The 26313-nt window shown below is 42.5% G+C and carries 25 protein-coding genes; 7 read left to right on the top strand and 18 right to left on the bottom strand.

All coding sequences use genetic code 11. The annotated features are described in order from the left end of the window. The first annotated feature begins 71 nt into the window (after positions 1 to 71). Entirely contained in the window at positions 72 to 368 is a 297-nt protein-coding gene (locus FTU72_RS02810; protein WP_004787034.1) for a DUF3817 domain-containing protein, read from the top strand. 181 nt (positions 369 to 549) lie between these two features. Here FTU72_RS02810 and FTU72_RS02805 read toward each other — a convergent pair whose 3' ends face one another. The 4 genes from FTU72_RS02805 to FTU72_RS02790 all read right to left on the bottom strand — a co-directional run bounded on the left by FTU72_RS02805 (position 550) and on the right by FTU72_RS02790 (position 4926). Continuing rightward, complete coding sequence (locus tag FTU72_RS02805) at positions 550 to 1779, bottom strand: MFS transporter (protein ID WP_104425669.1); 1230 nt, start codon at positions 1777 to 1779, stop codon at positions 550 to 552. Positions 1780 to 1881: 102 nt separating this feature from the next. Next, positions 1882 to 2922, bottom strand: coding sequence for a hypothetical protein (locus tag FTU72_RS02800; RefSeq protein WP_180052398.1), 1041 nt, complete (start codon positions 2920 to 2922; stop codon positions 1882 to 1884). Between the two features lie 74 nt (positions 2923 to 2996). Next, a complete protein-coding gene (locus FTU72_RS02795) occupies positions 2997 to 3374 on the bottom strand; it encodes a hypothetical protein (RefSeq protein ID WP_179992152.1) in 378 nt (125 codons plus the stop codon). 142 nt (positions 3375 to 3516) lie between these two features. Further along, the gene (locus tag FTU72_RS02790; protein WP_180052399.1) at positions 3517 to 4926 is read right to left on the bottom strand and encodes an FAD-binding oxidoreductase; all 1410 of its coding nucleotides are present in this window, start codon (positions 4924 to 4926) and stop codon (positions 3517 to 3519) included. A gap of 354 nt (positions 4927 to 5280) precedes the next feature. Between FTU72_RS02790 and serA the strand changes: the two genes are divergently transcribed. Beyond that, complete coding sequence (gene serA, locus FTU72_RS02785) at positions 5281 to 6513, top strand: phosphoglycerate dehydrogenase (protein WP_005233651.1); 1233 nt, start codon at positions 5281 to 5283, stop codon at positions 6511 to 6513. A gap of 126 nt (positions 6514 to 6639) precedes the next feature. Continuing rightward, entirely contained in the window at positions 6640 to 7506 is an 867-nt protein-coding gene (locus tag FTU72_RS02780) for a DMT family transporter (RefSeq protein ID WP_180025560.1), read from the top strand. A gap of 45 nt (positions 7507 to 7551) precedes the next feature. Here the strand turns inward: FTU72_RS02780 and FTU72_RS02775 are convergent, their stop codons facing one another. Then, entirely contained in the window at positions 7552 to 8682 is a 1131-nt protein-coding gene (locus tag FTU72_RS02775) for a hypothetical protein (RefSeq protein ID WP_180025559.1), read from the bottom strand. Between the two features lie 332 nt (positions 8683 to 9014). Between FTU72_RS02775 and FTU72_RS02770 the strand changes: the two genes are divergently transcribed. Then, on the top strand, positions 9015 to 9899 hold the full coding sequence (locus FTU72_RS02770; RefSeq protein ID WP_180052400.1) for a DMT family transporter: 885 nt from the start codon (positions 9015 to 9017) through the stop codon (positions 9897 to 9899). 72 nt (positions 9900 to 9971) lie between these two features. Here the strand turns inward: FTU72_RS02770 and FTU72_RS02765 are convergent, their stop codons facing one another. From FTU72_RS02765 to truB, 3 genes are all read right to left on the bottom strand, one after another. After that, positions 9972 to 10439: a hemerythrin domain-containing protein gene (locus FTU72_RS02765; protein ID WP_180013479.1), complete on the bottom strand. Its 468-nt coding sequence runs from the start codon at positions 10437 to 10439 to the stop codon at positions 9972 to 9974. A 127-nt stretch (positions 10440 to 10566) separates the two neighbouring features. Beyond that, a complete protein-coding gene (locus FTU72_RS02760) occupies positions 10567 to 11334 on the bottom strand; it encodes a TSUP family transporter (RefSeq protein WP_004787054.1) in 768 nt (255 codons plus the stop codon). Positions 11335 to 11349: 15 nt separating this feature from the next. Next, positions 11350 to 12255 carry a tRNA pseudouridine(55) synthase TruB gene (gene truB / locus FTU72_RS02755; protein ID WP_180047829.1) on the bottom strand — a complete coding sequence of 302 codons (906 nt, stop codon included), beginning with the start codon at positions 12253 to 12255 and terminating at the stop codon, positions 11350 to 11352. 153 nt (positions 12256 to 12408) lie between these two features. On the opposite strand from truB, the gene FTU72_RS02750 reads away from it, so the two are divergent. The 3 genes from FTU72_RS02750 to FTU72_RS02740 all read left to right on the top strand — a co-directional run bounded on the left by FTU72_RS02750 (position 12409) and on the right by FTU72_RS02740 (position 16104). After that, the gene (locus tag FTU72_RS02750; protein WP_180052401.1) at positions 12409 to 13437 is read left to right on the top strand and encodes a lipase secretion chaperone; all 1029 of its coding nucleotides are present in this window, start codon (positions 12409 to 12411) and stop codon (positions 13435 to 13437) included. 506 nt (positions 13438 to 13943) lie between these two features. Continuing rightward, entirely contained in the window at positions 13944 to 14954 is a 1011-nt protein-coding gene (locus FTU72_RS02745) for a triacylglycerol lipase (RefSeq protein WP_180052402.1), read from the top strand. A gap of 169 nt (positions 14955 to 15123) precedes the next feature. Further along, entirely contained in the window at positions 15124 to 16104 is a 981-nt protein-coding gene (locus FTU72_RS02740; RefSeq protein WP_180052432.1) for a triacylglycerol lipase, read from the top strand. 520 nt (positions 16105 to 16624) lie between these two features. Here FTU72_RS02740 and rplS read toward each other — a convergent pair. The 10 genes from rplS to pilV all read right to left on the bottom strand — a co-directional run bounded on the left by rplS (position 16625) and on the right by pilV (position 26305). Then, positions 16625 to 16996, bottom strand: coding sequence for a 50S ribosomal protein L19 (gene rplS, locus FTU72_RS02735; protein ID WP_004787066.1), 372 nt, complete (start codon positions 16994 to 16996; stop codon positions 16625 to 16627). Between the two features lie 171 nt (positions 16997 to 17167). Continuing rightward, positions 17168 to 17917 carry a tRNA (guanosine(37)-N1)-methyltransferase TrmD gene (gene trmD, locus FTU72_RS02730; RefSeq protein ID WP_180052403.1) on the bottom strand — a complete coding sequence of 250 codons (750 nt, stop codon included), beginning with the start codon at positions 17915 to 17917 and terminating at the stop codon, positions 17168 to 17170. Positions 17918 to 17959: 42 nt separating this feature from the next. Then, positions 17960 to 18508, bottom strand: coding sequence for a ribosome maturation factor RimM (gene rimM / locus FTU72_RS02725; RefSeq protein WP_078189353.1), 549 nt, complete (start codon positions 18506 to 18508; stop codon positions 17960 to 17962). A 17-nt stretch (positions 18509 to 18525) separates the two neighbouring features. Further along, entirely contained in the window at positions 18526 to 18783 is a 258-nt protein-coding gene (gene rpsP / locus FTU72_RS02720) for a 30S ribosomal protein S16 (protein WP_078189354.1), read from the bottom strand. A gap of 202 nt (positions 18784 to 18985) precedes the next feature. Beyond that, the gene (locus FTU72_RS02715; protein ID WP_004644984.1) at positions 18986 to 19411 is read right to left on the bottom strand and encodes a type IV pilin protein; all 426 of its coding nucleotides are present in this window, start codon (positions 19409 to 19411) and stop codon (positions 18986 to 18988) included. Continuing rightward, positions 19411 to 20103 carry a type IV pilin protein gene (locus FTU72_RS02710; RefSeq protein ID WP_180052404.1) on the bottom strand — a complete coding sequence of 231 codons (693 nt, stop codon included), beginning with the start codon at positions 20101 to 20103 and terminating at the stop codon, positions 19411 to 19413. Before FTU72_RS02710 ends, FTU72_RS02715 begins: the two co-directional genes overlap by 1 nt. Before the next feature lie 10 nt (positions 20104 to 20113). Continuing rightward, entirely contained in the window at positions 20114 to 24178 is a 4065-nt protein-coding gene (locus FTU72_RS02705; protein WP_257220233.1) for a pilus assembly protein, read from the bottom strand. Positions 24179 to 24196: 18 nt separating this feature from the next. Continuing rightward, positions 24197 to 24883, bottom strand: a complete 687-nt coding sequence (locus FTU72_RS02700) for a pilus assembly protein PilX (RefSeq protein WP_180052405.1) — start codon at positions 24881 to 24883, stop codon at positions 24197 to 24199. Beyond that, positions 24880 to 25830 carry a PilW family protein gene (locus FTU72_RS02695; protein WP_180052406.1) on the bottom strand — a complete coding sequence of 317 codons (951 nt, stop codon included), beginning with the start codon at positions 25828 to 25830 and terminating at the stop codon, positions 24880 to 24882. Before FTU72_RS02695 ends, FTU72_RS02700 begins: the two co-directional genes overlap by 4 nt. Further along, entirely contained in the window at positions 25820 to 26305 is a 486-nt protein-coding gene (gene pilV, locus FTU72_RS02690) for a type IV pilus modification protein PilV (protein ID WP_004644979.1), read from the bottom strand. Before pilV ends, FTU72_RS02695 begins: the two co-directional genes overlap by 11 nt. Positions 26306 to 26313: the final 8 nt, after the last annotated feature.

The following is a 26313-nucleotide window of genomic DNA, read 5'->3' as shown; positions in this document are numbered from 1 at the left end:
TCATTTTGCTTAAATTGGTAGATTGGGTACACTCAAGCCTGATTGAATAGAACATAGAAGAGTGAGCGCGCGTGAATATTAAAACTTTGCGTCTGGTTGGATTGCTTGAAGGTATTTCATTTCTGCTGCTGTTATTTATTGCCATGCCGGTCAAGTACATGATGGATAACCCGATTCTGGTAAAATATATCGGCATGGGTCACGGCGTTCTTTTCGTGCTTTTTCTTGTGGTGTTATTTGCGGTCTGCGAAAAACAGAAATGGTCTCTGAGTATGTTTATTCTGGGCTTGATCGCGTCGATTCTGCCGTTTGGACCATTTATCTTTGATATGAAATTAAAGAAGTTGGAGCAGCCGGCTGAAGCTTAACTTTTGGATTCTAATCACTATATCAATCAAGATACAAGTAGCACTGCTGCGCAAAGGTAAGGTTATTTTATTAATATTTCCCTCTCTCTCCCATAGGGAGAGAGAACATTCAATACTTTTATTTGAGGCAAATAAAGTAAATAGCTTCATTCGATTAAATATTTAAGAGAAAGGAATTCTTTTAAAACTCCCCTCGCCCTTTTCTTTCCAACATCACCTGTTTCAGCTGCATACGTGGCAAGCTAAACCACAGCGCAATTAAAATAAACGAGGCACCGCAATAAGCCCAAAGATCAAAAGCTTCATAAGCAATTCTGACCACTTCAATCACGATAAAGAAACTCAGCATCATCAAGATGGATACTGTTGCCGCAACCGTGCCTTTAGACACTTCAGAAGACATTAGGGCAAAACGGTACAATACCGAAAAGCTGATCCCCTCTCCCAGACTGATACAAGTCGTACCGATAATCAGGCAATGCAGAAAATAATCCGAAATCAGCATTCCCACTAAAAGCAAAATGGTTCCAAACAACATCAATGGCACACCCAGCATCACTGTTTTACCGAGCGGCATCTTGTCGATAATTTTTAGCAGAATGATATTGCCCAGAATCAGGCCACCCAATACCGGAAACTGAGCCAGGCCATATTGCATGCTGCTCAAGCCTAGTTCTTCAACCAGAATCACGGGAGATAAGGCAATCCATAACATCAATGGCAAGCTCACCAGTGGCAATGCCATGGTCATAATCACAAAACGCTTATTTTTCAGGACCTGTTTAAAGTCATCGATAATATAGCTGAGTGGCTGTTTGGGAATACTGATATTCGGATTCGGCATCTTCGCTTTTAGTCCAAACCAGCTCAGAAATGCCAGACAGGCAATGCCGATAAAACCCCAGTGCCATGAGACATGGTCAATCATAAAGGCACCGACTACTGGCCCTAAAAGTGGTGCCAGCAAGGAGACATTGGCCATAAGTGCCATGACTTTAATGGCATCGCGTTCTTCAAAACTTTCCTGAATCGCGGCATAACCCACAGCAGCAATAAAGGACAAGCCAAAACCTTGTAAAAAGCGCAGGAACAGAAAGCTTTGAATATTCGGTGTGAGTAAAATCGCCAGACAGCAGATTACAAAAAAAGCTACGCCACCGAGCAGGACTTTTTTACGGCCTAATCGGTCTGATAAGGGTCCTAAAATTGCGGCAACAAATGCCCCACCTAACAGGAAAAAGGACATAGAAGATGGTGCCCAGGAACTGCTTACGCCAAAATCACGGGTAATGGCCAACATGGCCGGCTGGATCAGGTCATTACAGATATAGACGGAGAATTCAAACAGCACCAGTGCCAGAGGAAACATCAGTGTGGCACGGGTCAGTTTGTGGGTTTGGGCGTTTTGCATGGGAGTTGTTATTGCCAGTCTGCCCATTAATAGCAGACCGAACTTTATCTAAAATAGAGAAGAATAATTTTAGCAGAGATCGGATTTAAAGTATTTTGAACTTTAACTGTTCTCAACCGATTTCTTCATTTTAAAAGATTCAGCTAAAACTTTATTTGCCTCTGTCAGTAATTTGACTTTTTCCAACGAATTATCAGAATTTGAATCAGCTTTCGAATCGTTATAAAGTTCCTGTCCAAAGAAACGATCTGCTAAATGTTTCCGAAGTTCTAAACGATCCTCATCTTTAAATTCACGGGCATAAAGTGGGAAAGAAGCGAGTTCAGTTCCCAACATTCTGGCTTTATATGCCACTTTACGATGTTTAGAAGATTCACGAGCTAAGTACCAAGCAGGTGTAGTTAAGCTAAAAAGCATCAATGTTTTGATTAGACTTTCCCAACCAAGTGGAATATGAATATAGGTACTATCTCTTAAATGATTCCAATTTTGGATAGAGATGTTAAGAAAACCCAATATCAATATTGTTCCAATAATTGCAAAAATACCTAAAGCCCAATTTCTATATTTGTTTGCTATCGAAACTTCTTCCTCATGAATTTCATCATATAATTTTTTAATTAAGCTATTATTTTTATCGTCTATATCCTGATTTAATAAATACTTCTTTACTCTTAACTCTTCAACTAATTGATTAGCTTCACTCTGTAATTTCAAAACATCTTCATTATTAAAAGAAATTCTTAATTGTTCTTTATGTATATCAAATAGTTGTCTGTTTATTTTTCTATAGCTTCTTTCTAAATTATCTTTATCTATATTTAAAGGGAAATCTAATTCATCAGTATCAGCGAATTTATACTGGCTATCAAATACCCCTAATACTTTTCTTGCAGTTCTTTCTGCTTCAAAGACTTCATCTAAATTGAAATGAGGATTCGCGTATTTTAATCTAGTTAGTAAAGACTCTAATAAATCGGTATGCTGTTCTAGCCGTTTAGAAAACTCCTCAAATCTATAGAGAATAAGAAGCTGTACTAAATCTAAGTAATCAAAAGTATTGTATGGGGCAGAATCAAATAATTTTTGTAGTTCATAACTTATATTACTAAGCACAGTTTCTATATTAATATCGTTTTTCATATCGCCCCAAAAAGCAAAAAAGCGCATCCTGAAGATACGCTTTTAACGAAGTTTTGTTTAAAGATCAAACATTATTATGGACATGCTGCTTTCTGGAAAGTTTTGGTATTTGAACCTCGTACACACTGATAGAGCTTTTCCGTATTGTGCATTTTCCAGTTTTTATCTTCTTTCCTAAAATGATAAATGGTCTGAATCGATCTCACCGAATCATCCATCAGACCTGTTTCAGTTACTTTCACCTGTCCAACTGTCGGTGACTCAACACGATTAAAGAACTGACGAATCTCGACTGTTGCCAGTTCTTCACGCAGGTCAGGCCTCATTTTAAGCACCTGATCCAAAGGTGTATCTGAAGAAGACTGCACTTTTGCAATCACTTTCTGGGTAGTTGTACAACCTGATGTCATCACACCCAGACCTAAAATTGTAACCGCCAATAACCGTAACATATTGTTTAACCCAGATTATCTTTATTATGCAGAAATTATCATGCCGGGCTTTTCAGCTTAACGCTATTTAGACTCTGTAAGTCCAGTTACAGAGCAATAAAAAAAGCGCACCTTTCGATGCGCTTTTGTAAATCTATTCTGATTAAAGATTGAATAGTTTGCCTGGGTTCATGATGCCATTTGGATCGAACACTTTTTTCAAGGCTTTCATGTATTCGATTTCTTCAGCTGAACGGGTGTATTCAAGATAAGGTTTCTTGGTCATACCCACACCATGTTCCGCAGAAATTGAACCGTCATATTTTTTCACAGTATCAAATACGTACTTGTTCACGACTTGGCATTTCGCAAAGAATTCATCTTTGGTCAGGTCAGCCGGTTTCAGGATATTCAAGTGCAGGTTACCGTCACCGATATGACCAAACCAGCAGATTTCGAAGTCTGGGTAGTTTTCATTCACGATCGCATCGATTTCTTTAATGAATGCCGGTACGTGAGTGATTAGTACAGAGATGTCATTTTTATATGGAATAAATGGAGCAATCGACTCAGAAATGTCTTCACGCAGACGCCATAAGCTATGTACTTGCTCAAGACTTTGGCTCATCACGCCATCCAGCACCCAACCTTGCTCCATACAGTGCTCGAAGATTTCCATTGCCTTGTCCATAATTGGCTCAAACGGCGCTTCAAATTCAAGCAATACATAGAATGGACATTCAGTTTCAAATGGACGCTGTACGTGACCATTGGCCAGTACTTTTTGCATCGCTAGCTCACCGAAGAACTCGAATGCAGTCAGGTCAATCTTCGCCTGGAAGGCATGCAATACTGGCATGATCGCATCAAAATCAGGTACACCCAGTACCAGCACTTGCAGGTCGTGTGGCTGACGCTCAAGTTTGATTTCTGCTTCAGTGACTAACCCTAAGGTACCTTCACCACCGATAAACAGATGTTGTAACGCATAACCCGTTGCGTTCTTGATCATGCCCTTGTTCAGACGCAGTACATCACCTTTACCAGTCACCACAGTCAGGCCAAGCACCCAGTTACGGGTCATGCCGTATTTGATCACTTTAATCCCGCCAGCATTGGTGCCGATGTTCCCGCCGATCTGGCTTGAACCAGAAGAGGCAAAATCAACCGGGTAATACATGCCCTGCTCTTCAGCATAGTTTTGCAACTGTTCAGTCACCACACCTGCCTGTACGCGCACCATACGGTCTGCCGGAAAGAATTCCAGAATCTGGTTCATCTTGTCCATGCTTACCACAATCTCGCCATTCGCAGCGACAGCACCTGCAGAAAGACCAGTACGACCACCTGATGGAGTCACTGCAACATTGAACTGATTGGCAAGCTTCACAATTGCTTGAACCTGTTCAGTCGAAGATGGGAAAACGATGACCGATGGGTTTGGATCAAAGTGTTTGGTATGATCACGACCCCAATTCTGGAGGCTGTCCGCATCAGTTTTAATACGGTTTTCACCCACAATTGCAGTCAATTGGGTCAATAACTCTGGGGTTAAAGCGACTGGAGCATTCATCGTTTGCAGACCTAGCATGAATTAAACAAGAGAGACCTCGCCAGTTTATTTGTATATTTTTCAGGCATTAAAACCTGTATACAAAGCAGGCGAAACATGATGATTAAAGCACCAAAACTGGCAGCTTAAACAGCATGGCGCAATATTATAAGCTATTTTTGGGGCTTTCCCTTAAAAAATGACAATTTTGATAATATACCTTTGAAAATGATAGTTTAATTCAACCAGTTCTATCATTTTCACTACTATCACTTGCAAAAATAGCTGATATTGTAGTCATCAAGGAAATGTATAACCGCCCCATTCCTGTGCTATTATACGGCGACTAAATTTGGCCTTTGTAGCGGAGCCGTAATGAGCCAACATCTATCTCTACCTAAAGATAAAATCCGTTTTCTATTGTTAGAAGGCGTTCACCAGAACGCAATCGACACATTGAATGCAGCTGGATATACCAATATCGACTATCGCAAAACAGCGCTTGAGGGTGAAGCACTGAAAGAAGCGATTAAAGATGCACACTTCATTGGTATCCGTTCCCGTACTCAGCTTACTGAAGAAGTGTTTGAAGCTGCGAACAAACTGATCGCGGTAGGTTGTTTCTGTATCGGTACTAACCAGGTGAATCTGGATGCAGCAATGCGTCGCGGTATTCCGGTATTCAACGCACCGTATTCAAATACACGTTCGGTTGCTGAACTTGTACTTGCTGAAGCGATTCTTCTGCTTCGCCGTGTACCTGAAAAATCTACAGATACACATGCAGGCGGCTGGAACAAATCTGCTGTAGGTTCGTTCGAAACTCGTGGTAAGACTTTAGGTATCGTTGGTTACGGTTCAATTGGTTCACAACTTTCTGTCCTTGCTGAAAGCCTGGGTATGAAAGTGATCTATTTCGACACAGTGACTAAATTACCACTGGGTAATGCACGTCAGGTCGGCACAATGGGCGAACTTCTTGCAAATGCTGATGTTGTTTCTATTCACGTTCCTGATGTTCCGTCTACACGTAACTTCATGACCAAAGAACAATTCGCGCAAATGAAAGAAGGCTCTATCTTCATCAATGCAGCACGTGGTACATGTGTGGTGATCGAAGATCTGGCTGAAGCATTGAAATCTGGCCATCTTGCGGGTGCTGCGGTTGATGTATTCCCTAAAGAGCCTAAAGCGAACGGTGAAGAATTTGTTTCTCCATTACGTAACATTCCAAATGTGATCCTGACTCCACACGTGGGCGGTTCTACTATGGAAGCTCAGGCGAACATCGGTCTGGAAGTTGCTGAGAAATTTGTGGCTTATTCAGATAAAGGTATGACGCTTTCTGCGGTGAACTTCCCAGAAATCGCGCTTCCATTAACTGAAGGCAAACACCGTCTGCTTCACATCCACAAAAACATTCCGGGTGTGCTGTCTAAGATCAACAACCTGTTTGCTGAACACGGCATCAACATCTCTGGTCAGACTTTAATGACCAAAGGCGATGTGGGTTACCTGGTGATGGATGTAGACGCAACTGCATCTCAAGAAGCACTCGATACTTTACACAACCTTGAAGGTACAATCCGCGTTCGCGTATTGTTCTAATTCAGGTTTTTAAAAAGCCACAGTCTTCGGGCTGTGGTTTTTTTATTGCTTAAAGGTTTTTATTTTTAAGCCTTACTCAGCTGATGCTGCTCTTCCGCTCTTCGAGAAATCGAAACAAATTTAGTCATGCCAAATCTTAAAATTGCACCTATGGTGCAAGCGCCGCTGATTCTGCTGATCGCGATGATTAGCATGCAGAGCAGCGGCTCCTTTGCCAAATATCTGTTTGGCCAGTTCCCGATCCTGACCGTTTCTGCCATGCGCCTGCTATTGGGTGCATTGATTCTGGCGCTCATTTTTAAAGTCTGGCAGATCAATTTCCGCCAGGTCAGATGGCCAGCCATTATCAGCTATGGCTTGGCATTAGCTGGCATGAATATGCTGTTTTATCTGGCAATTGATCGATTGCCGATTGGAATCGCAGTCTCTTTTGAATTTATTGGTCCCTTAAGTGTTGCCCTGTTTTATGCCCGGCAGAAATTTGATTTTATCTGGGTAGGATTGGCCATTCTGGGGCTGGTTCTGTTGTTTCCCTTTGATCAGGCTGCACAACCGCTTGACCCGATGGGCATCCTGTTTGCCTTAGGTGCAGGTTCCTGCTGGGCACTGTATATCGTGGCCGGACAAAAACCTTCGGGTGTATCAGGGAATCATACCGTGTGTCTGGGCATGTTCGTCGGCATGCTGGTGCTGATGCCGATTGCCCTATTTGCGGGAATGCCTGCTCATGTGTTTGAGCCAAGCAGCCTCATGTATTTTGTTATTTTGGCTGCACTTGCCAGTGCCTTACCCTTTACTTTGGAAATGATTGCACTGCGTAATTTAACCGCATTGAGTTTTGGCACTCTAACGAGCCTGGAACCTGCGGTTGCAGCACTCTCCGGTTTTGTATTCTTAGGCGAAACTTTATTGTGGACACAATGGCTGGCACTGGCCACCATTATCAGTGCGTCGATTGGCTGTACGGTGATGACACAAAGAAGAAAGCACTAAATAAAAAAGGCGCTCAAGCGCCTTTTTTAAATGACCTATTTAATTTTAGCGTGGCGTTGCATCCTTAATAGCTGTATTTAATGTTGTAGCTGCTGTCACATTATAGCCATCACATGCCGAAGCAAGATGGTCATACAGGTAATCTGTCCATTTGAGCATTAGAGGAGTTGCACCCTCTTCCCTTAAATTGTCCAAGGCAGCTTTTCTTGCTTGAGCAATATAATCGGCATGATCAATATGCTCTCCATGTTCCGAGAAAGTACTGGAATAAATTTCACCCTGATATTCGATCGCCCCAAAGTATTTATAATATTGCTGCGCATCGTCTTTATATTCGGCTTTTTTAAATTTCAGGTTAGCCATCGTGCCATCTAAAATGGTTTTCGCCATCTCTTGAACAGACTCGCCTGTCTGCCATTCAGCCAGTGTACGATAGCCAGTTTTGATATCCGGATCAAATTCAATAAATTCTTCCTCAGGATGTTCCGCCAGAATACGGAAACATTTAGATCCGTTCGGGAAAGTACGCGCCTTCTGTAAACCGACAAAATTGGTAGCAAATTGATTGTAATATTTACGTTCAGCATTCGTGGTATCAGTATTAAAGAAAACTCTGGTCTCGGTATCGTCATACATCTTCACGACAGCAATATTGGTACGTTCAGTTAATGCTTTACCTGACAGGTCATACCACTCCAGGTGTCGATGATTGCTGATGTTATTTTCCGGAATAGTGACAGGACGACTGGTAAATTGTTCAGAAGTATTTTCCAATACCTTTTCCAGTTTATAGCCTAATGCTGTACGGGCACGATCTGCAGGGAATACGCCTTTCTCTGTAACATAAATTGGGAAGGTCATATCTTCATCAAGATCATATTCAGTATCAACAGCCCGGTTATCATCTGCATATAAGATGCCGTCAGTAATTTTATTTTTATGACTGGCCAATAGAAGCTTTTCCGACTCCATATCTGAAGCATCAATATTCGGCAGGTTGAACTGATAGGTATAGAATTCAGAAATCGTATCTGATGTTCCATCACCATTATCCGGGGTTCCAGGATTGGTTGGGGTTGGTTGGCCTGCGACTGGCTCGTTATTATCAGAATCAGAGCCACCACATGCAGTCAGCATAAGGCTCAAGACAGCACAAGAGAGTAATCTTAATTTCATTATTATCTACCTTATTATTTTTTGATCGCTTTATTTTTCATTGTTATTTTAAAGTTGACCCAAATCATGAGGTCTAAGCCATTTTAATAAATATAAAATTAAGATCAAATTAAAAATTGATTAATTTGTAACCACAATCTCATCAACAATTAACGTTGAATTTAATTTTTTCGGTGGGGGATAAAATCAAAAATTTAAATCCACTGATCCAAAATCTGCTTCGTATTCACAAAATATTCTTCTGCCCTACTCATCAAAAATTAACCAGTTTGATATACTTCCGCTTTCTTCTGTATCTCGATTATACCCTTCTGGTATAAGTAGTTTCTCCCATGCCAAACGTCCAACTTCTTGCTGTGTTGTACATGGTTCTCTCCATGACTTCATACCAGATCAGTGCATCCTTCGCCAAGCAACTTTTCCTGGTGCTTGACCCGATCACCGTCACTATTTTAAGACTCTGCTTTGCCGCCATTATTGTCTGTATCATGTTCCGTTCCTGGAAAATTATTCGACGTTTACACTTCCTGAAATGGCGGGATCTGCTCTGCTATAGTGCTTCTCTGGGCGTCATGAATATCCTGTTCTATATGTCGCTCGGGAAACTTCCTCAAGGCATTGCAGTCGGACTGGAATTTATTGGCCCGCTAGGACTGGCCTTAATTTCGATTCAGAACCGTAAGGACTATGTCTGGGTGCTACTGGCAATTTTAGGTATTGTGCTGATGGTGCCATGGGGGGAAGCCAATAGCAGTAACTTTGACCTGTTTGGTGCAGCCTGCGCCTTAGGGGCCGGCCTCTGCTGGGCGCTGTATATCTATTTTGGGCAACGCGTGGTACAGCAAAATATCGGGATGCATGCACTGACGATTGCCATCAGTATTTCAGCCCTGTGTTTACTACCAATCGGCCTATATAACAACACCTCTGCTTTGATTGATACTCAATATTGGGGCAAGGCCATTACTATTGCAGTGCTGGCAACAGCCATTCCTTATGCGCTGGATTTAAAAGCGCTTCAGCACTTGAATAAAACCAGTTATGGTACGCTTTCCAGTCTGTCTCCAGCTCTGGCGGCACTGGTAGGTTTTATTTTGCTGGGTGAAAAAATTACGCTACTTCAAACCGTCGCACTGGTTTGTATTATGCTGGCTTCAGTTGGCGTGACCATGCGGGAAGCACGACAGCAATATAAAACCCGGAAAATAGAAAGCTGAATAAATAAAAAAAGATGGCACTCTGGCCATCTTTTTTTGTCATGAAAATTTGAATTTAAATAAATTTAAATATTAGCTTTTAACCAGCATGTCTTTTTTCATTTCTTTATAACTCTGATATTCAGTTTTGTACTGATCCGCTAAAGCCTGTTTTTGTTCATCTCCCAGAATTTTTCCGGCCTGCTGGAAGAAAGCATGCTCTTCTTCTTTCAAATGATGATGTACCTTATCTGACAGTTTCTTGGCAATTGCAATCCAGCTTGGGCTACTAAATTCAGTTTCAGTCAGTTCCTCAATCATTTCATCCATCTCATGATGTTCTGCCAAGGCGTGACGGGTAATGTTCAGGCCGGGATCTGTCATCATCAAGGGAATATAAAAGTAACGGTCTTCTGCGGTTTCATGCGCAAACAGTTCATTCTTCAGCTGCTTGAACAACTCACGACGTTCTGGCGAATCCCCCGAAGTTTGCAGTAATTTTTCTGCCAGATCACGCTGGATTTCATGACTTTCCCTTAATGCTTCAAAAATGGTGGTCATGTAATTTTTCTCCTGTTTTTGTCATGCCTTTGCTCCAGCATAGAGTGAAACCGGCAAATGGTCAGGAATATTTATAAGGCGAATTTGTATAAAAAACTTTAATATTGAGAATAGTTTACATCTATTTTTAGGCTAAAAACATCTGATAAGCCATACGGCAAATCAGCAAACTGACCAGGATCAGAAACAGAATCCGGATAAAACCGCTGCCATATTTGAAGGCCAGTTTAACTCCTAATAGCGAACCGCAAATATTGGCAGCCGCCATCATGGCACCGACTAGAAACAGCACATGACCTGTAGGAATAAAGAAACTCAGTGCCGCCAAGTTGGTAGTGAAATTGGCAATTTTCGATAAAGCTGAGGCATGCAAGAAATCCACGCTCAGATAACGGATAAAGAAAAAGATAAAGAAACTGCCCGTGCCTGGGCCAAAAATTCCGTCATAGAAACCGATAGCCAGACTGCCTAGTGCTGCCAGTATCAGCATCTTTTTATTCAGCTTTTGCTCGACATGTACCCGACCAAACTGCTTTTTCATGAAAGTATAAATCGCAATCACGATCAGCATAATCAGCACAAAAGGCTTGAGAATATCCACCGGAATCAAGGTGACACTGGCTGCTCCAATAAATGAGCTAATAAAGCTGCACAGCGCAATTACACCAAGTAAAACCCATGGCAGTTTGACCTGTCTAAGATAGGAAAAGGCTGCCGAGCCTGTACCAAAAATAGAGGCCAGCTTGTTAGTGCCAAATACCGTGGCAGGTTGCAACTGCGGCAGACTGCTCATAATCGCCGGGATCTGGATCAGACCGCCACCACCGACAGCAGCGTCAATCGCTCCGGCCATAAAGGCAAAAAGCACCAGACTGAGGATAATCTCGATGTCCATTGTTATTCAACGCGCCTAGAGATTAAGAACACGTTTAGGTACCAGACGTTTTTTATCCGTGATTTCAGCCAGGCCTAAGCATTTCTCGCCATCAAAAACCAGCACCTGTGGCTCTGCCGAATGGTCGATATTACTTTCCATACCCCGGCTAAAATATTCTGCACGGCCTTCCGGTGCCTGAATCTGCGGGAAATACTGTACCGGTGCATAAGCTGGCAGTAATAGTGCTTCACGTTCTGCCTCAGTTAAGCTTTCCAGATATTCAATGGTATAGCTTGGAATAAGGTCAAAATGACCGGTTTGAATCCGGTGCAGATAAGTCAAATGACCATAAGTACCGAGTGCTTTGGCAATATCTTCGCCGAGTACCCGAATATAAGTACCTTTGGAACAGGTCACATCCAGCGTAATGCTATTTTCAGTAAAAGATAAAAGCTCAATTGCATAAATGGTAATTGGACGTGCTTCACGTTCGATTTCAATGCCCTTACGCGCCAGCTCGTACAGCGGACGACCTTCTTTTTTCAGAGCCGAATACATCGGTGGCACTTGCTGGATCTCACCGACAAACTTGGCAATTGTCTCCTGAATCAACTCTTCATTCAGTTCAGGCACTGGTTTTTCCAGCAGAATCTCTCCTTCGACATCACCTGTCGTAGTGCTATGTCCCAGAAAAACTGTGGTCTGGTAACGCTTGGTTGAATCCAGCAGATAATGCGAAAACTTGGTCGCCTCACCCAGACAGATCGGTAAAAGACCGGAGGCCAAGGGATCTAGTGCACCAGTATGTCCAGCTTTTTGCGCACGATATAACCAGCGTACTTTTTGCAATGCAGCATTCGAGCTGATGCCTAGAGGCTTATTTAATAGAAATACACCGCTGATATGACGACGCTGAATTTTAGGAGATGAGGATTTCATGGCAAAAAGTCAGACATTTTATAAATTGGCGCAATGGTAAAACCCCAGCCAATTATTTACAACTTTTCTACAGCATATAAGGTGCAATATCTCCTATTCTGCCGAATGCAAAATTTAAAATAATCCGATAATTAAAATAAAGGTGCATAGGATATGCAGAAATATAAACTATGGATCGTGATTGCGCTCATCGTATTGTGCTTGATTACCCTGATTCTATGGCTTGCTCCTAGGGATGAAGCACAGGCACGTGTCTCAGGCCCGCAATCCACCAATGAAAGCAGTGCTCAGCAGGCAGCAGCACTGGCCAATGGCCCCGTAAATAACATATTCCTGAGTCCAAGCCAGCAGGATACGGAAATTAATTGCCAGATGCAGATGGATGCCAGCAATCGCCTGATTGTCAATGAACAGACCCGTAACTGTTTTGAATATTTTATTACCCAATATGGGGAAAAAACCCTCGAACAAATCCAGCGAGATTTTAAGGCCTATATTCAGCAAAATTATCAGGATCCTGCACTCTCACAAGTTCTGGATCTTTGGAACCGTTATATCCAGTATCGTCAAGGTTTGGGAGAACTGACTCCACCTGTAGGTCTGGATCAAGAAGATCCAGCTTACTACCGCAGTATCTATGCCAGCACCCAGAACCTGCGTAAACGCTTTTTCTCTGATTATGAAATTGAAGGACTGTTTGGCACTGAAGATACCTATCATGAATATACCTTAGACCGGATGGCAGTCATGGCGGATAAAAAGCTGAGCGAAGCAGAAAAAGCCCAGAAGCTAAAAGAACTGTTTGCGCAGTTACCGCAGGACTGGCAAGAAAATCTGGAGCAACTGAATAAACTGGAAGATCTGCGTAAACTCACCGCTGATATTAAAGCCCGGGGTGGTTCTGCGGAAGAAATCCGTCAGATGCGCCTGAATCTGGTCGGTCCTGAAGCAACCCAACGTCTGGAAAAACTTGATGATGAACGTGCGAATTGGAAATCCAGTGTGACGCGTTACTTGGGCGAGCGCGATAACATCCTAAAAAGTGGCCTGAGTGAAAATGCCAAACAGCAGGCAGTTGATCAGTTGCGTCAGAAACATTTCCAGCGCCCTGAAGAACGGCTTCGTGTAGGTACATTTGAACAGGTACATGATCAGGGTGGGACCCTACCCTTTGCCAATTAATTTTCAGCTAAAATTGCTCATTGACGCCGTAGCTACACAGTACTGCTACGGCGTCGAATATCTTCTCCTATTCCCTTTCTTTTTGTCCCATCTCTTATATAAAAACAGTAACGCTGACCCTCTATTTTGAGAGTTTAACAGAGCCATTTCTCTCTGAAAGCCTTGATTTTCTTGGGCTGATTACTTTTTTTAACATTGTTATTTGTTTCTAACTATTTCAACCTAAACATTCATCAATCTTATATTTCAAGGAGTTAACAATAAAATACATACGTATATAAATTGCAAATTTATGGACTCATAAATGCTCATCGGGCATGGCCCGAAATGACATGGAATTGGCTCATCAGCATGAAAAAATGCTTCTGCTTCAAAATAATAATTTTTGCGCGTGATTGAAGATTAGGTCTGCACGATCGAGACATCCAACTTCAATATTTATCGCGCATCAATACTCCCGAGCAATGATTGCTTTTTATAACAATAAAATGAACAAAGGAACGGTTATGCGTACTTTTATTAAAACAACACAGATGCTGGCGCTTTCCTTGGCAGCAGGCCTCGGTTTTGGCTTTTCAACACAAACCCAGGCGGCAGCAAGTGCAGTTCAGGTCACTGAAAAAGCCAAATCAGACTATGCCAAAACCAAATATCCTATTCTGATGGTGCATGGCTGGCTAGGCTGGCAACGCATAGGTACTGATACCATTGGCTTAGATTACTGGTATCAGATTCTGCCGGATATGGCTCGTAATGGCTCTACCGTGTTTGCCGCCCAATTGTCGCCTGCCAATACCACGACCCACCGTGGTGAACAGCTCATTCATCAGGTCGATGAAGTGCTGGCAATTACAGGGAAGGAAAAAATCAATCTCATCGGTCACTCCCATGGTGGCCCGACTGTACTCTATGTGGCAGCGACTCGACCGCAGCAGATTGCATCCATTACGGGGGTTGCAGGCACCTATCATGGCTCTAAAGTGGCCGATGATATTCAGAACAATACTCTTACCCGCACTGCTTTTAATGTTCTCGGTGATTATATTATTGGGCCACTGATCGCACTGGGACAGTTCAAACCTGAACTGGAAATTGATTTCGATGCATCCATGAAATCCCTGACCCAAACTGGCTCCAGCTCTTTTAATGCCAGCGTGGCCAAACAGATGGTGCAGGATGGTGTCTTAGCCTCCACAGAAAACTGTAATAAGAACCTGAAATCAAAAGACCGTAACGGTATCTATTATTATTCTTGGACCGGTGTGGCTCAAGCGACCAATGCACTGGATATCGATACCATCCTGATGCAGCTTGGCCCTTTATCTTACGGCAATAAAGACAACGATGGCATGGTTGCCCGTTGTAGTGCATTCATTGGTAAGGTGATTAATGACCAGTACAAGCTGAACCATACCGATCTGGCCAATATGATGTTTGGTCTTAAAGGCCTGCTTGCTCCGGATCCGGTGGCGATGTACCGTCAACATGCCAATCGTTTAAAACTTCAGAATCTATAATTTTCATCGCCCTTATATCTACGGATATAAGGGCTTTTTCGTTATTTTCACTTAAAAAAATAGGGAGATAAAACACTCAAAACGCTTAATGGGTCAGCTTTTCAGCTGGCTATTCCCCACATTATGGCGAGGATCGCCTTAACACAACAACAAGAATGAGGAAATAATGATGAAATATGGAGTATTAACGACAGGTCTGCTCATGGCAGCGGCCTGCTTTACGGCTCATGCCTCTACCCAGGCCAGTCAGGTGACGGCGAAAGCCAGTTCACAATATGCCAAAACCAAATATCCGATTGTATTTTCACACGGCATGGCGGGTTTCATTCGGGTTGGCACTGACCAGTTTGGACTGGACTATTGGTATCAGATTTTACCTGATCTGGCCCGTAATGGTGCGAATGTTTGGGCAACGCGAGTCTCCCCTTTTAACTCATCTGAAATTCGCGGTGAACAACTTTTGGAGCAGGTCAAGGAAATTGCCGCAATTACCGGAGCAGATAAAGTTAATCTGATCGGACACTCACATGGTGGCCCAACAATTCGTTATGTGGCCGGTTCAGAACCTAAACTGGTGGCTTCATTAACCACAGTAGGTGCACCGCACAAAGGTTCACCGGTTGCAGACCTGATTCTAAAAGCTGAAGGGACTGCTATTGAAGCGCCACTGGTCGGCACAATAAATCTGGTTTCTAAAGCCATTACCTGGGCTCAAGGCCTGGACCCAAACTCTTATCCGCATGATTCACTTGCGGGTGGCAGCAGTTTAACGGCATTGGGCTCTGCGAACTTTAATCAGAGATATCCAATTGGTATGCCCACCACAGCCTGTGGTGAAGGTGAATATAAATGGAAATATGGTAATAAAGAGATCTATAACTATTCCTTTACTGGCGTAGGAACAGTGACCAATCTTCTGGATCTTGACTCTGCACTCAAAGTCACGAGCCTCTTAATTGATGGTGGTAAAGAAAATGACGGTTTAGTAGCCCGTTGTAGTGCCAAGTTTGGCAAGACGATTCGTGATAACTACAACTGGAACCATCTGGATGAAGTGAACCAGGTCCTCGGATTAAAGAGTATATTCGCTCCAGACCCTGTAGATGTTTATCGTCAACATGCTAATCGTTTAAAACTACAAGGCTTATAAAATCCAAAAAGCCTCTTGAGAGGGAGGCTTTTTCTTACTGTTCTATAATTTTTTCCAGAAAAATCAATTATTAAAAATACTAAAACTCACTATAAAATATTGATTCATCACAAAAATAAGAACAGTGAAAATAGGCCAACGCAGCTATATTCTTTAGCAATTACAAATAAATTTAAAAGAACCTGCCCCTGTTGCAAACGAAAAGTGATTAATCCTTTTCAATTTAAAAAATATGAGCCTTATTATTGTCCCTCTTGTCATCGACATATTATCGCAAATGTATGGATCAGTATTTTACTGGCTATCACACAATGTTTTATTTGCATTCAACTTTTTAATGCAGGATTCCAGTCTTGGGGATATTTTGTATTATTCCTGATGTTTATTCATAAAATTTTCTTGGATATTTTGGATGCCATGATCTTGCCTTTGCAGGAACATTTCGAATAAATCCAGATAAAAGCAAACATAAAAAAATGCGCCCAAAGGCGCATTTTTTTGCTTAAAAGCAAGGCTAAAATTAACCTTGTTTACGAGCTGGCAATTTTTCACGAATACGTGCAGCTTTACCAGACAATTCGCGTAGGTAGTAAAGTTTAGCACGACGAACGTCACCACGACGTTTCACTTCGATTTTAGCAACGATTGGAGAGTGAGTTTGGAATACACGCTCAACGCCAACACCGCTAGAAATTTTACGTACTGTGAACGCAGAGTTCAGACCACGGTTTTTCTTAGCAATGACAACGCCTTCGAACGCTTGTAGACGTTCACGGTCGCCTTCTTTTACTTTTACTTGGACAACTACTGTGTCACCTGGTGCAAAAGCTGGGATGTCTTGTTTAAGCTGAGCATTTTCAACAGCTTGTACTAAAGGATGCTTACCGCTCATGGGGTATCTCCAATTTGTGCGAGTCAGAAGAGGTCTGATCATCGCTGGGTATAGAGGCTAAATCGCATAGACCCGATTGACTTTCCCTTTATGCTTGACCGCTTCAATGCATAAAGAGCCTATTTTAAGTATTTAAACAACATTGCTTAAATACAAATTTGGACAACAAGATTAGTTGTTGCCACTTTTTAAATCTTTTAGCCATTTCTTTTGCTGCTTGGTCAGTTCAACTTTTTCCACCAACTCAGGCCGGCGTTCCAAAGTACGCTGATATCGCTTCAAAAACCGCCATTTCTCAATATTGGCATGATGTCCCGATTTCAAAATGTCTGGCACATCCATACCTTCAAAATGGTCTGGCTTGGTATATTGTGGGCAGTCTAGAAGGCCATCCACAAATGAGTCTTGCACGTGTGATTGTTCATCTGACATTGCACCCGGAAGTCTCCGAATAATACTGTCCAACAAAACCATCGCAGGAAGTTCACCACCCGATAACACGTAATCTCCAATCGACCATTCCTGATCAACATATTTCTGGATCAAACGTTCATCGACACCTTCATAACGACCACACAGTACAATCAGTCCGTCATATTTAACGAAGTCCTGTACCGCAGGTTCATTTAAGGTTTTTCCTTGCGGTGACATATACACCACTGGAACATGAACTGCACCCGCTTGCGCTGCAAGCTCTTTGGCACGATGAATTGCTTTCGCTAATGGCTCAGCCATCATCACCATACCGGGACCACCACCAAATGGACGTTCATCCACCCGTTTATAGTTCCCTTCAGCAAATTCGCGTGGATTGATACAATGAACTTGCACAATGTCACGTTTTGCTGCGCGCCCGCTAATACCGTAGGCTGTAATCGCTTCAAACATTTCAGGAAAAAGCGTAATGACTGCAAAAAACATCGCAGACTCCTCTATTTTCCTGCTGCGTCAATCCTTAAAGGATTAATAATCTACGCCCCAATTTACGTAGATACGACCAGCTTCGAGATCAACACGCTGTACCACATCTTTATGCCATGGAATCATTCGCTCTTCGCTATCGACGCTGTCAGCAGTAGCGCGAACTACCATCACGTCGTTAGCACCTGTTTCAAACAATTCGTGGATTTGACCGAGGTTGACTTCTTGTTCATCTTCACCGAGTCCTAACACTGTTAAGCCCTTCAAATCTGACCAGTAATACTCGTCCACGCCTGCTTGAGGCAGTTGAGATTTAGAGATCCAGATATTTGCGCCAACCAAGTTATCTGCCGCGGTACGATCACTCACACCTTTTAGCGAAACAACCAAGCCTTTGCCATGTGGTTTCCAACGTTTTACATCTACTGTTTGCCAACCTGCTTTGGTCTCAATGTACCAAGGGAGGTAGTCAAAAATATTGCTCATAGGTTCTGTATTGGAATAGACCCAGAGCCACCCATTTAATCCATATGCTGAACGTAGCTGTCCAATCTGAATACGATCTTCGGGAACATTCTGTGTTGGTGTCATGGGTAACCTACTACTAATTAAGCAGTAGCTGCAGCTTTCTTAGCTTCAGCAGCTAAAGAAGCAACACGTTCTGAAGGTTGAGCACCTTGTGAAACCCAGTGAGCAAAACGGTCAGCATCTAAACGAAGTTTTTCTGCTTTACCTTGAGCTGTAGGGTTGAAGAAACCGATACGTTCGATGAAACGACCGTCACGTGCATTACGGCTATCAGTCACAATGATTTGATAGAACGGACGTTTTTTAGCACCACCGCGTGCAAGACGAATAACAACCATGATAGAACCTTATAGTTTTTACGGATTATCCCTGTACCGACCATCGATACATTTCAAACCCCTTTCATAGAGGGCGGTATTTTACGTTAATTTTATGCTGAAAGAAAGAATAATTTAGATTTATCCACAGTTTTGAATTTGGATTTTTTTACAAAAAAGAGCATCTAGGAATGCTCTTTTAAGAGACTTCATCAAACGAGAATTAACGACTTTCCCAATTTGAAGAAGTAGAAACACTGCATGTCGTTCCTTTCTCCCAACATTTTTGTCCTTGGCTATTTAGCACCACTGCTCCATTACCATCTTGAACTGTATTCGGGGTTGGGACTGCCGTAAGCGTCCAAGTTTGATCGAGTGGCGCAAGGGTGATGGTATATACACTTCCTGAAGCAGGATAGGCTTTACTCACTGTGCCATTGTCCAATCTTGCGTTGGTATAATTATGATTGATGACATAATAACTCTGTAACCGTTGGGCTATTTGCATCATTTCACTTTGCACATCTGCCCGATTGGTGCGGATTTTGTACTGTGTGTAAGATGGATAAGCAATTGCTGCCAAGATGCCAATAATTGCGACAACAATCATTAATTCAATTAAAGTAAATGCTAAAGAGTATTTTTTCATTACCATGACTCGCTATAACTGCCGCAATTTGCATAACCTGTCACTACATCTTTGACTTTTGTCATACAACGTATACCTGTATTGCTTAAAAGCAGATCGTAATTACGTGGCTGTTTTGGCTCACCATCACTATCCTTAGCCCGCTCTAGCGACATTACCCAGCTCAAACCGTTCACACTCGCCGAATCTGCTGTTTCTTGACCATCAGATCCTTTAACAATCGTTAAGGGCTTATGTCCTGTTCCTCCATTCGCCAATGTCAACGTATATTTTGCAGTGGAACTCGTTGAGCCTAGTGGCAACAACAATTGACCCGTCGTTTTATTATAATAACTGGCAGTTGTAGGATTTCCATCAGCATCAGCTCCTGTATAACTATACAAATAACTGGCATCAAAACCTTTGTAACTAAAGTTTTTTGCTTTAAACCGCTCCAGCTCAGCAGCAATGCGTAATGCTTCTTGTCTCGCGATTGCCAAATCTCGTCTTTCCATGTATTGCGTATAATTAGGATAAGCGATGGCAGCAAGAACTGCCATAATCACGATAACAATCATCAGTTCAATAAGTGTAAATCCAGCATTGCGGTTGAGGCGGGCGAATCCCTGCTTGCAAGTTTTTAACTCACAAGCAGAGTTCGCAACTATATTCGACCTGTGCAAAAAAACCACCCTAGCGAAGTATTTTTTCATGCTTTACCCCTTAACGAGTTTCATACCAACGTAACTGTCTAAGTTTCGCTGTGGTGGTAAACTCCTGACATTCAGGTAAATTTGGGCTAGTGGTACAATTGAGCGTGGTTGGGCGTCTTACAATTAACCCAGTATTGTTTGCATTAGTACGTCCTTGCCCTAAACCAGTCCCCAAAATACCAGCACCCAGTTTCACACTATTCGGCGCTGTCTGACCACTCGCATAAAAGTTTTCAGGGCACTTACCTGTAGGCAAACAGAATTGATAAACATAACTATCCCCTTTTACACCGCCTGAACATGTTCCACCACCAATCCCCGTACCATCACGATCAAAGACGTTGACGTACAGCATATTATCCAAGGCGTAGAGCTCATTGAGTCCTTTATAGCGCCCTGCTGTAGTGCTATAAGCATACTTCCAGCCTCCATTGTATGCAGTCGATGCGCCTGTACCATTAGTTTGCGCAACACCTGCTACAGACCAATTGTCTAAAGTAACATTACCTGTATTTAAACTCGTTGTAGTGTATAGATCATTACGAGCAACATCATTGTCATAAATCACAAATACAGCATCTTCAGCACTCCCCACACCCGAAGCATTTGTCCCTGTAGTCCCTGCTAGAGGAGAGCTACGATTACCTGAGCTTAGTGCAAGGACTCCAAATGCACCATTTACACCATCATGCACAGAAAAGCTTGGCATTTCATAGAAGCGAGGACTTAGACCTGTATTAACATGACCGTTATATAAACGCTGTACACGAGTGGCAAAATTACTTTTTGCACTGGCACCATTATTCAGATCGACACGGAATGCTTGCCCACCGAGATCACCAAAATACAGATGATCGACCAAGCCATCACTATCCCGATCAATCGCATTGATCTGGCTGACTACACTATATTGCAACTCAGCTTTTGGCGTTGAGGCTTCTGCCCCTTTATTATCCGAAGAGCTTGCATTAGAGCTCGCCCACCAAAGCAGACTACCATCCATGGCATCAAACATATAGACACCAGCGCCTTTACCATTACTCTGATTGTAAGTTGGGTTTTCATAGCCCATATCATATCCACCACCTACAAACATGACTAATTTCCGCACACCACCAAAGTTGACATAAGCAATCGTTGGCTTAGACCAACTTTGCCCCATATAGCTGAGCGCATTATTCGTATTAATAGTTCCGTCAGCATTATCCGCAGCATCAGGATTGATATGAAACTTTAAGCTTGGATCATCAATGTCGGACAAATCGAGAGAGTAGTAGCTTCTACCTCCCATACGCAACCCACCATACACCCATTGCAAACCTTTTAATGCGATTTCATCTGCATCATCACTTTCTTTGACAGTACGTCCAGATAAATTAACAGTTAATGTCCCATCGCTTTTTGCCACATATTGAGTATGAGCAACCCATGGCGCATCAATACCATAAAACAGATTCGCCGAACCACCAGTGGTACTATCTTCTGTCAGGAATGCCGTTCTTTGTTTCTCCATCATTTCGTGAGGTACAAAAGTAAATACTTCCTTACCACGATCAGCATCGGTACTGCTTTTCCCTGCTTTCACCACATGCAACAAGCCTTGTGTCGTACCAAAAAGCAAATAATCATCACGATTTGTCGTATTAATACCATTTGTATCGACAGTGATCTTTCCTGACTGTGTTAATAAGATCGGCGTAGAGTGCATGACTGCACCAAGTTGGCGTAATTCAGGTTTTGCGCTGAGATTGGCAAGGGTAACACCTGTTTCATTTGCCCCCACATTATAACCAAGCAAGTTCAGCCAATAGTTCTTATCAGGATCATTGACAAATAAAGCACTTGTCCCTGTGCCAAATAAGCTAGTGACATTGACTTTTTTCAACTCATCACTTGCTGATGCTGGATATGGCGCAGTATCAGAAATCTCACGGTTGGTATAAATAGTCCGTTTGGTATATTGATCACCACTCTCATTGGTCGCAAGTCCAAGCGGTAACTGTCCGAGCATACCACCTGTCCACAATCCATTTGCCGTCGTATCTAACGACCCATCGGCTTTGATCAATCTTAAAGTCTTAGCACTATTGTAAAGCTCACCATTATAAAGATGATACTTATTCATATTCCCTAGCCATAGCCGATATGGGTCTTGTGGCTTAGGTGTAAATGACGCATAGTAACCATAAGGCTGAATCCGCAATGGATTTAAGGCATCTTGTGGAAGGGTTGGCGAACCTGTTGCAACCTCAGGAATCTCAGTATCAAATACATCATCTAAGAATGCGTTAATACTTGATACAACACCCGTTTTTGCGCCACCAGCCCCACTTGCACTAACAGCCGTATATTGCCCACCACCATCCGCAGCCCAGTTAGGCAATGACGTCCCCGAAAAGTCAAAACCTACAGTGGAAGTCTTAATCTTCACCTTTCTATTATTAAATGTGTGTCCTGTTGTTTTTAATAGCCCTTTTGCCATATTTCGAGCACAGGAATCAAAACTATTACACGTGATACTAGACCAACCCATCGCAGAAGCATACAACTTATCATTCGTGTTGTTCGCACCTCTAACACTAAACTCTGCATCACCATCAGTCAAAAAATAGATTCCATGTTGCCCACATTGTTGCTCAGCAGTATAGGCGCGACTATAAGACGGATTACTGGAATTAGAAACATAATTCGCCACATTTTCGATTGGACTTATATATTTAATGTTACTGCCTGTTCCTGAGGTCAGTCCGCTCAATGCGTAGTCAATCGATGTATTTTCGACTGTTGTATTCGACAGCGGTTTTGTACTATTCCCCAACATATATGCAATGGTTTCAGCATACATAGCTGCAGACGGAGTAGCTGTATCTGTAATAATACGTTGGATTTGCAAATTCATCGATTGACGAGACAACATATCCCCAACAACTCCGCTAGCACCTAAATTTGTTATTTTTTGTGCTGCTGATCGCTTTGTATCAGTGAACATACAGTTGTTGGCACGTTTGCTGTTATCCGTTAAAGTCCAGTCCACATAAAGGTGCGGATTGACCCGATCTTCATTGTCTGTATAAAATGTGTAGTTATTATTTTCTCGGGAGACTTCCAACACAATATCCCCCATTCCGCACCAGTTGGCATTATTCTTGATTAAATCCTCTATTTCGTCTTTTACATCCATCGAATAAACATACATTGGACTAGCAATATTGTCATTTTTGTATGAGTTCTTGGTTGTAGTTATCGCTCTTCTCGATGTTCCATTGGTGAAAATTTTGTTTAGATATGTATTATCCACCCCGCTGACAAGTGCCTTAGCAGTTGCAGCGACCGTAAAAGTTTGCAAATTCGTAATCGTTGGATTTGCCGCATACAAATCATTATGTTTTGCAACTCGAATATTCAATTTATTTGAACCATTATCTGTATTAGAGCGCAACTCTAAATATGCTTTATTGATGGTTGCTCCTCGTGGCACATCGACTTGAAAGCGAATGTATGCTTTTTTATTATTACTATCTATCGTTACATTCGACGCAGTTTTTGTCGGTTGATCATTACCAGCTTTGAAAATCACATCGCCGTTAGTCGGAAACAAATCTTTACGACCATCTGGGTAGATAATCCGATCATCCAAAAGTTTTGCTGGACTCGCAATATAGCCAGCATCACGACGTGGCACCTTAATTGATGTATCAGAGTCAACTTCCGCTGTTGCTGGATGTACTGTTGTTTTATACAACTCAGTAGTACCACTCTTAATCGGATACCATGGTGGACTTTCAAATGTGGACAAACCAGCTCGTACATTCCGCACTGGAGCAATCCGACTTGTGCCAGCACCTTCGCCAAGCAAGACGGCTTGCATAGAGTCCTTCAAATCAAAAGCTCTACGACGACCACAACACGACATTGACCCTGAATTATCCAATGCGAACATCACCACAGGTTTCGGTGTAAAGCCTGTTGTATAGATCTCAATATCACTCGCCTGAGATACGCCACTACAGACCATCATCGTCATCAGCGCCGAAACCGCCGTAGAAAGCACATTTCTTGAATTCAATGTTTTCATTTTTTTAATCCTCTTTCTTTACGATATCAACTTCGGCTGACCACCAACCACGTAGTCCGAATGCTGCATGTTATAGGGAATACCTAACCCATCAAAACATGCCCCCACGGCCGAAGCCCGCTGCTTAAAACAGTTCTCTATTTGCGTAGTAGTCGCACCTGCAAAACTTGGTAAGACTGAAATAACCGTTGCACCAATATTATTTGTGGTTGCAGGAACATTACTTTGCCCCAAACTAGTCCCTTTGGGAACTGAACTAAAAGGCGCAGAAGCCGTGGAGCTTTTGGTTAAATATACTTGCGACAAAACCGCAGAACGCCCCATTGCAAACTGGTTGGCTTTACAAAAGCCATCAACACCAATCTTGGTCGTTGATCCATCCTCTGTAATCGCGCTAGCTTTAGATAATTTAAAGAAAGAATTTTCCGATGCGCGATAGCAAAATACCAATTCGTCATTTGCATTGGCAGACGAGTTAAAATAAGCAAACATACCATCCAAGGCCAGTTGTCTTTCAACCTCAGCAGGGTTTTCAATATTAAACAACGCGGAATCGGAGTTTTCTAACAACAACGCATTCACCTGACTATTAGTTGCAATTTTTAAGCCCACAATCCCCATTTTTACCGCTATAGTCCCCAGTAATGTGATAACGATCAAAATGACCAATACCGTAATGAGTGTTGCGCCTTTTTGTTGTTTCATGATGATGCTCCCAAGGTATTACGAATGGCGACCACTTGATTTACCGCCTGACGCAAATATCGCTTATTTACTGCTACATCCCCTGAAAGCGTGACTGGAGTTCCCGCAACATTAAAGCTGGTTTGAGTATTTAAATTTGCATCTGCACCAATTGTTCCCGTGGAACGAGACAAAATTCCAATATCCATAGAAACAACATTCAAATAGGTTTTTGAACAGGTATCTTCAACTATTGGGGTGGCACAAGCTGCACGGATTGTCTCCATCGCTGCAATATATTGATCAATTGTCATATAGCGTAACTGACCCGCAGGATTTTTTACCCCTAAGCGTACTTTAAACGCATCGACCCGCTGCATAATTTGTTGTGCATTGGTATTTAAACCGACTAGCCCTGCACCATCATAAGAAGCAGCATCACAATACAGCGAGTACGAGGTCGGCTCACCCGGTACTTGTTGTGGACTTTCTGCCACATAATAACGTTGCACAATGGTTTTCGAGGACGCATTCGTCACCTGTACGCCTTCACAATTAAAAATCTCACTGCTTGCAGGGACATATTGTATAGTTAACCGATCACTTGTCCCAGTAGTGTTGTCAGTATCCTTATTTTGCAAAGTAACAAATTCAGCTTCTAAATTAGGTGTTGCTTGCAATGCGGTTGGTAGATTTTCTTTTTTAAAAATAATCCCCGAACCATTGTTATAATTATTCACCCTATGTGAAGAGGCAGTATTTAAATTGGTATGTCTCAAATCATGTGTAACGAGCGACATTCCAAAGTTAGCATTTTGCTGCAACTCACTCATGCCAGACTGTAAACCCAAAGAACGCTGACTACTCAAAAACACAGCCAAACCTGCGGCAACAATTAACAATCCTAATGCTAAAGCAATCATCAACTCCATGAGGGTGAAACCTGAGGTATATCGCTTATGAGCCATAGTTATATACCTCCATGATGATGCATTTCGCATTTGGCACATAGGCTGCACCATTGGTGCAATCAGAACTACTTGTACCATTGGTCGCAGTTGTTTCTTCCCACGCCACATAAACACATTTACGCACTAAGGTAGATCCTTGACAATTAAGCACATTCATGCTCATACCCAAGCCAGTTGCACGGCTGCTTACTAGTCTAAAATCGTATTTAGCCATATCTTCAGGGGAGCAAAATGCAGTTGCGCAATTCGTGGTATCGGTATTCGCAACATATCCCACCAACCCATCCCGATTCATACGCATCCGCTCCGCCAAATCTCGGGCAATATTGGTCGCCTGAACATTCATCGTCGCTTCGTTGCTAGCCGTGATGGCTCTAATTTGTAATGCCACAAACCCCAATACAGCAATACTTAGAAGTACTAAAGCCACAAGCACCTCCACCAACCCAACTCCCGTTTGACGTTTCATCATTTTTATTA

The organism is Acinetobacter sp. YH12137, from assembly GCF_013418535.1.
Classification (GTDB): domain Bacteria; phylum Pseudomonadota; class Gammaproteobacteria; order Pseudomonadales; family Moraxellaceae; genus Acinetobacter.
Note: the sequence above shows the minus strand (reverse complement) of the source record. Positions and strands in the feature narration are given on the sequence as shown.

Coding starts and splice junctions, on each gene's coding strand:
- FTU72_RS02805 (WP_104425669.1), bottom strand. CDS start 1,779: ATGCAAAACGCCCAAACCCACAAACTGACCCGTGCCACACTGATGTTT.
- FTU72_RS02800 (WP_180052398.1), bottom strand. CDS start 2,922: ATGAAAAACGATATTAATATAGAAACTGTGCTTAGTAATATAAGTTAT.
- FTU72_RS02795 (WP_179992152.1), bottom strand. CDS start 3,374: ATGTTACGGTTATTGGCGGTTACAATTTTAGGTCTGGGTGTGATGACA.
- FTU72_RS02790 (WP_180052399.1), bottom strand. CDS start 4,926: ATGAATGCTCCAGTCGCTTTAACCCCAGAGTTATTGACCCAATTGACT.
- serA (WP_005233651.1), top strand. CDS start 5,281: ATGAGCCAACATCTATCTCTACCTAAAGATAAAATCCGTTTTCTATTG.
- FTU72_RS02780 (WP_180025560.1), top strand. CDS start 6,640: ATGCCAAATCTTAAAATTGCACCTATGGTGCAAGCGCCGCTGATTCTG.
- FTU72_RS02775 (WP_180025559.1), bottom strand. CDS start 8,682: ATGAAATTAAGATTACTCTCTTGTGCTGTCTTGAGCCTTATGCTGACT.
- FTU72_RS02770 (WP_180052400.1), top strand. CDS start 9,015: ATGCCAAACGTCCAACTTCTTGCTGTGTTGTACATGGTTCTCTCCATG.
- FTU72_RS02765 (WP_180013479.1), bottom strand. CDS start 10,439: ATGACCACCATTTTTGAAGCATTAAGGGAAAGTCATGAAATCCAGCGT.
- FTU72_RS02760 (WP_004787054.1), bottom strand. CDS start 11,334: ATGGACATCGAGATTATCCTCAGTCTGGTGCTTTTTGCCTTTATGGCC.
- truB (WP_180047829.1), bottom strand. CDS start 12,255: ATGAAATCCTCATCTCCTAAAATTCAGCGTCGTCATATCAGCGGTGTA.
- FTU72_RS02750 (WP_180052401.1), top strand. CDS start 12,409: ATGCAGAAATATAAACTATGGATCGTGATTGCGCTCATCGTATTGTGC.
- FTU72_RS02745 (WP_180052402.1), top strand. CDS start 13,944: ATGCGTACTTTTATTAAAACAACACAGATGCTGGCGCTTTCCTTGGCA.
- FTU72_RS02740 (WP_180052432.1), top strand. CDS start 15,124: ATGAAATATGGAGTATTAACGACAGGTCTGCTCATGGCAGCGGCCTGC.
- rplS (WP_004787066.1), bottom strand. CDS start 16,996: ATGAGCGGTAAGCATCCTTTAGTACAAGCTGTTGAAAATGCTCAGCTT.
- trmD (WP_180052403.1), bottom strand. CDS start 17,917: ATGTTTTTTGCAGTCATTACGCTTTTTCCTGAAATGTTTGAAGCGATT.
- rimM (WP_078189353.1), bottom strand. CDS start 18,508: ATGACACCAACACAGAATGTTCCCGAAGATCGTATTCAGATTGGACAG.
- rpsP (WP_078189354.1), bottom strand. CDS start 18,783: ATGGTTGTTATTCGTCTTGCACGCGGTGGTGCTAAAAAACGTCCGTTC.
- FTU72_RS02715 (WP_004644984.1), bottom strand. CDS start 19,411: ATGAAAAAATACTCTTTAGCATTTACTTTAATTGAATTAATGATTGTT.
- FTU72_RS02710 (WP_180052404.1), bottom strand. CDS start 20,103: ATGAAAAAATACTTCGCTAGGGTGGTTTTTTTGCACAGGTCGAATATA.
- FTU72_RS02705 (WP_257220233.1), bottom strand. CDS start 24,178: ATGAAAACATTGAATTCAAGAAATGTGCTTTCTACGGCGGTTTCGGCG.
- FTU72_RS02700 (WP_180052405.1), bottom strand. CDS start 24,883: ATGAAACAACAAAAAGGCGCAACACTCATTACGGTATTGGTCATTTTG.
- FTU72_RS02695 (WP_180052406.1), bottom strand. CDS start 25,830: ATGGCTCATAAGCGATATACCTCAGGTTTCACCCTCATGGAGTTGATG.
- pilV (WP_004644979.1), bottom strand. CDS start 26,305: ATGATGAAACGTCAAACGGGAGTTGGGTTGGTGGAGGTGCTTGTGGCT.